4 protein-coding genes are annotated in these 4,432 nt (G+C 25.0%); 1 reads left to right on the top strand and 3 read right to left on the bottom strand.

The features are described from left to right. Positions 1-316 precede the first annotated feature (316 nt). The gene (locus E6A48_RS09100) at positions 317-1,231 is read left to right on the top strand and encodes a DUF4340 domain-containing protein (protein WP_219709910.1); all 915 of its coding nucleotides are present in this window, start codon (positions 317-319) and stop codon (positions 1,229-1,231) included. On the opposite strand, the gene E6A48_RS09095 is transcribed toward E6A48_RS09100, so the two are convergent. The 3 genes from E6A48_RS09095 to E6A48_RS09085 all read right to left on the bottom strand — a co-directional run bounded on the left by E6A48_RS09095 (position 1,228) and on the right by E6A48_RS09085 (position 4,303). After that, the gene (locus tag E6A48_RS09095; protein ID WP_219709909.1) at positions 1,228-1,998 is read right to left on the bottom strand and encodes a hypothetical protein; all 771 of its coding nucleotides are present in this window, start codon (positions 1,996-1,998) and stop codon (positions 1,228-1,230) included. The two genes, E6A48_RS09100 and E6A48_RS09095, sit on opposite strands and share 4 nt — an antisense overlap. A gap of 58 nt (positions 1,999-2,056) precedes the next feature. Next, positions 2,057-3,292 carry a M14 family metallopeptidase gene (locus E6A48_RS09090; RefSeq protein WP_219709908.1) on the bottom strand — a complete coding sequence of 412 codons (1,236 nt, stop codon included), beginning with the start codon at positions 3,290-3,292 and terminating at the stop codon, positions 2,057-2,059. Between the two features lie 129 nt (positions 3,293-3,421). Then, positions 3,422-4,303 carry a hypothetical protein gene (locus tag E6A48_RS09085; RefSeq protein WP_219709907.1) on the bottom strand — a complete coding sequence of 294 codons (882 nt, stop codon included), beginning with the start codon at positions 4,301-4,303 and terminating at the stop codon, positions 3,422-3,424. Between the last annotated feature and the right edge of the window lie 129 nt (positions 4,304-4,432).

The raw sequence follows: 4,432 nt of genomic DNA, 5'->3' as shown, positions 1-4,432 counted from the left end.
CGTAGCAAAAAGTTGCAAAAAGTACAAGTACAAAGTTAATACAAAATCATAATAATTTTATATGTAAGATAAATCATTGAATTTAATCACACCTAAAGGGGACTTCATCAAATACAGCCTTTTTGCTTCTTTGCGGCTGCAAAAGAAGTGGGGTTCGGGGGTTAGTCCCCGAAAGAAGTAAAAACATAAAAAATAAATTTTTACAAACTTAAAAATTTTTAGTATATTATTACAAATATAATGCATTTCTAAATGCTTTACAATTTTGTTTATTTCTGTATAATAAATTCTAAATTTAAAAATGGAGAATAATTTGATGGCAAACATTCAAAAAAAATATATAATACTCTCTTCTATAGTTGTAGTTCTAGCAGTAATTTTAATACTCACAGTTACATTAAAAAATAAAGGATACTCTCTGCCTCAATTTAAAACTATTAACACTCAATTAAGCGAAATCACTATCACAAGAAATGGAAATGAAACAATTACAATAAAATTTAATGATAATAAATGGACAGTAAATGATAAATATAATGCTGATGCTAATGCAGTAGAATCAATAACAAATGCATTTAATAATATACAGCCAGTAGAATTATTATCCAGAGGAAGCGATGAAATATTAGATAAATATAGCCTTACAGATAATGAAGCTTTAATTGTAAAAGCAAAAGATTCTTCATCTAAAGAAATTAGAAATATAAAATTTGGTATGAAAGCTAATTTTGGAAACTTAGTATATGCACAAATTAATAATGATAAAAATGTTTATTTGATTGGAAATACTCCTATTAACCCTAAAGATATATTTGATAAAACTGAAGATGACTTGATAAATAAAACTATATCGTCTGTAAAAATAGATGATATAAACAAAATAACTATATCATATAATAATAATTCATACACCATAGAAAAAACCGATTCTACTAATTGGACTAAAACTTGGAATAATAAAAATATTGACCAAAATGATATATATACTTCTTTATATTCTATTGCCAACCTTGAAGCAGATGGTCTTATAAAAGATGATACCAAACAAAAATCTAATTTATTATATAAAGTAGAAATATATACTTCAGATAATAAAACTGTGACTTATAATATATATTCTAAAACAGATAATTATGAAATAGAATTGCTAAACGATAATAATAGATATTATCTATTAGAATCTAGTTTCCAAAACTTAGAAGAAAAAATAAACGATATAATAAAAAATTAAATATCCTCATCTAATGTTGCACTAGTAACAAAATCTCTATTTAAGAAATATAATGAGATTAATACTTTAAAATAAGTATCAAAAAAATAAAGTATTATCATAGATAAAAAATAATATAATACCCCCTCTCTTGTATCCATTGGTGCAGATGGGAAAGTAATTATGAATGCATTTTGAAATAATACTATAAAAGCAAGTATAGATAAAGATTTAAAAAACTTAGGTTTAACTAAAGAAAAAGAATATTTAATGGCATCTATACCCCAAGTATGTCTTAAAGCACATATGTTTGTGGTGAACATAAATAAAATCATAAGTATTATGCCTGGAAATATAAAGAAAGAAAGCCCAAAGAAATATATAATTATTGTGATAATTGAAGTTACTAATATTGGAATTATCATTTGAAAAGTTTTAATTATTGCATATGAGGCACTTCTAATTTTATCATAAATTAAGCCCTCTACTAGTAATGCAATTGATACTGTAGCAATAATATCTAAAAACCAAGATAAAAATAAATTAATATAAAAGCCCTCATTAACTTCATTTTGAAACCAATTTACAACATCTTGAACTGTCTGTATTTTTGTTGGGTCAAACATAGTGGGAGGAAAATATACAGTTGTAACGATAGTCGGCATTGCACATAAAAATCCAACTAATAAAAAATTAATAAAATTATGTCTAAAAATTGAAAATGATAAAGTAAATAAATCTACTACTTCAAAATCTTTTTTCTCTAATGCTTTTCTTAGTGATAGCATAATAATCCTTAAATAAAATAATAATAAATTATATATTATAAAAAATTAAATACAATTTTTATTCTAAGCCATATATTTTAAAAAACTCACTTAATATAGTATGCATTATTATTCTTTTTTTATCGTAATCCAAATTACGAGTAAGCTCTATTCCATATGCATCTATTCCTTTTTCTGTGGCATAATAGGTTATTGTTGTTGGCATTGGATAATACATTTGCTTGAATTTAAACTTCATAGGCTCTATTCTTGAATTGATATTATCAAGTACATTTTTAACATTATTATCTAACTTTCTGGTATCATATATAATAGAATCTCCAAAAAACTCCTTAAATCCATTGCCTTCATGAAGTGTAAGTACAACATCTATATCATATTCATCGAGCATGTCCATATATTTTTGTGCTAATTTATCTGTATCTGTTCTATTAATCTTTTTATCAAAGAATCTATTATTAATATCTTGTCCTTCTATAGCACGAGTATTTAATCTATAAGCCTCAGGTACTGCTATAGGTATTATAGTTAAACTACCCTTTTTTATAGGCATATTAAGTCTTTCTATTGCCACATCAGTACCAACTCTCTCACTTCCATGCGGAACTATTAAAAATACATTAGGTCCTTTTTTAGGATGCACTATTCTGTATATTGTAGTTTCATTTTTACTGCCTTCTAATATAGTAAAGTTATATCTCTCTATACCTTCGTTTAAATGGTCGTTCATCTCTATTTCTAATTGTCTTGATACATTCTCTAATAAAGTCCTTTCATTTTCATTAATATTATAAGGTCCATTCATAGAAGAGTTTATTAATGTTTTATTAAAAGGCTCTAAATAATATGAAATTCCTAATGACCCAACAGGCTCGATTTTTACAGCATTGTTATGGCTTAATACTGTCATATCATTATCATAAGAAATTATAGCAAATGATTTGCCTTTGAAACTGTATGCTTTATCATCTTTTGTTAATGTTATTTTTACTTCATCATTGTGTTTGCTTTTTATATATATATACCCAGAATGAAGGGTAAATTGATTGTTTTGAAATGTTAATTTAGACTGTGGCATTAATATTATAGATTTCTCGCCATTATCTATTACCATATATGAAGATTCTTTTGTGGATATTGAAAAATAATCATCAGGAAAACTTTTTTTTATATCTATATCAGAATGCTCCTTATTTACAATAACAGAAGCCTCTCCCTGTCTTGATATCACCTTAAAATTATTAGCAAATAGTGAATTAATAGTAATAAAAAGTATTATAATTATTTTTCTCATTTATTTTACGCCAATTTTTAATTTACTCTATCCTTTTTATTGTCGTTTAAAAATAAAAATGCTTTAAATAAAAAGTTTTTACATTTTTCATTTAAAGCATTCTTTGATTTATATATGTATTAGTGATTATTATTTAGTATATGTTAAATCTTCAGATGATATGATAGTTGTTTTTTTATTGTATTTAGCAGAAATAGGTGTTCCGTCTTCTTTTAATATTATTTCAAGCATATTATTATAATCTACATAAATAAAATTTAATTGAGTTACATCTTCAGTAATTTGGGTATTAGATGTATTAATAAATACTCCACTATATAATGGACCATAAAATACTGCATAACCTAAATGATTTTTATCATCTTTTGAAAGTTGAAAAAAAGATGCTGGTATTTTTACTTTAACTTTATTATCCTCATAATATGTAACAAATGTTCTTTCTATTTTTACACTTCTTTTATCAGCTTTATATTCACCTTGAAAAGAAGGCTGAAAAATATCTTTAGGCTCTGGGGCTTTATCTATCATTCCAATTATTATTTGTGATGTGCTTTTATTAGTTACATAAACATATCCCACTGTTTCATCATCATAAATAGGAAAATGTATCTCTCCAACCCAAGTACCATCGCTTATTATATAACCAAAATATCTATCATAATATTGATTATCTTCTTTTTTAGGTTTACTGTAAATACTATCTTTTTTGAAATTTACTGTATTTTGTGATTGACCATTTGATATTACTAAACCGCTTACTCCTCCATCTTTTATAGTAACATCAACTGCTATATTACCATTATCATCAGTATTAAAAAATGCCCAAGTTCCGTTATATTTACCATCTATACCTTTAACTGTGAAAGATGATGTTGTAATAATTCTTGCATTATTATCTGTATCATATAAATTAGCATCACTAACAGGATTTGTTATGTCATTATTCTTTGAACTACAAGCTACAATAGTAAAAATGAGAATACAAATCAGCAAATATTGTAATTTTTTCATTATTTTGTTTCCTTTTAGGTAAATTATTTTTACAATATAGTTATATATTGTGCGTTGATTATACAATATTGTTATAAAAATAGCTAGCACTTTTTTATATACCCCGCCCTTTATACTTATTGCATAAAT

This window comes from Brachyspira pilosicoli (assembly GCF_019402445.1).
GTDB classification, from domain to species: Bacteria; Spirochaetota; Brachyspiria; order Brachyspirales; family Brachyspiraceae; genus Brachyspira; species Brachyspira pilosicoli_B.
Note: the sequence above shows the minus strand (reverse complement) of the source record. Positions and strands in the feature narration are given on the sequence as shown.

What these genes read in the sequence shown, in the direction of transcription:
- E6A48_RS09100 (WP_219709910.1), top strand. Translation starts at nt 317, where the DNA reads ATGGCAAACATTCAAAAAAAATATATAATACTCTCTTCTATAGTTGTA.
- E6A48_RS09095 (WP_219709909.1), bottom strand. Translation starts at nt 1,998, where the DNA reads ATGCTATCACTAAGAAAAGCATTAGAGAAAAAAGATTTTGAAGTAGTA.
- E6A48_RS09090 (WP_219709908.1), bottom strand. Translation starts at nt 3,292, where the DNA reads ATGAGAAAAATAATTATAATACTTTTTATTACTATTAATTCACTATTT.
- E6A48_RS09085 (WP_219709907.1), bottom strand. Translation starts at nt 4,303, where the DNA reads ATGAAAAAATTACAATATTTGCTGATTTGTATTCTCATTTTTACTATT.